This is a genomic window from Chryseobacterium sp. CFS15, assembly GCF_031118795.1.
In the GTDB taxonomy this organism is placed as follows: domain Bacteria; phylum Bacteroidota; class Bacteroidia; order Flavobacteriales; family Weeksellaceae; genus Chryseobacterium; species Chryseobacterium indoltheticum.
Genome location: NZ_JAVHYL010000032.1, coordinates 1 through 601, shown reverse-complemented (window position 1 = coordinate 601; position 601 = coordinate 1). Strand labels below are relative to the sequence as shown.

2 tRNA genes are annotated in these 601 nt (G+C 34.3%); both read left to right on the top strand.

From position 1 onward, the window contains the following. The first annotated feature begins 320 nt into the window (after positions 1 to 320). A tRNA-Asp gene (locus tag OH814_RS20555) sits at positions 321 to 394 on the top strand. Between the two features lie 33 nt (positions 395 to 427). After that, a tRNA-Asp gene (locus tag OH814_RS20550) sits at positions 428 to 501 on the top strand. Positions 502 to 601 lie beyond the last annotated feature (100 nt).

The window sequence follows — 601 nt, the reverse complement described above, 5'->3', positions numbered from 1 at the left end:
AATCTGATTATTAAAACTGCATACAAATTAATCGCACGAATTATTTTGAAGAAAAAAATTCTAAGAATATTTCCAATCACCAAGATTTGTTGAAATATTGCAATAGATTTTCTGAAGATGCTTTGAAAATTGATCTTATGTCTGTCTTGCAGCGTGCTGATACTATTTTAATATTAAGGTTAATTTAAAATAATCAGATTGATAATCTGTGATTTATCTCCAATTGTAAGAAAATTAATAATTATAGTTTGCAGATAATCAAAAAAGCTATATATTTGCAACCACAATAAAGGAAGGTAATTCTTCAGGCATTGTGAAAAGATCCGGTAGTTCAGCTGGTTAGAATGCCGCCCTGTCACGGCGGAGGTCGCGGGTTCGAGTCCCGTCCGGATCGCATAAGTTTTACAATTTTAACTTTAATAAAATTGATCCGGTAGTTCAGCTGGTTAGAATGCCGCCCTGTCACGGCGGAGGTCGCGGGTTCGAGTCCCGTCCGGATCGCAAAAAATCTTTAAGATTTATTCAAATCCCTTAAAACAACGTTTTAAGGGATTTTTTTTGTTTCAGATTAAGTAATTTTTGGATTCATTCTGATGATTTT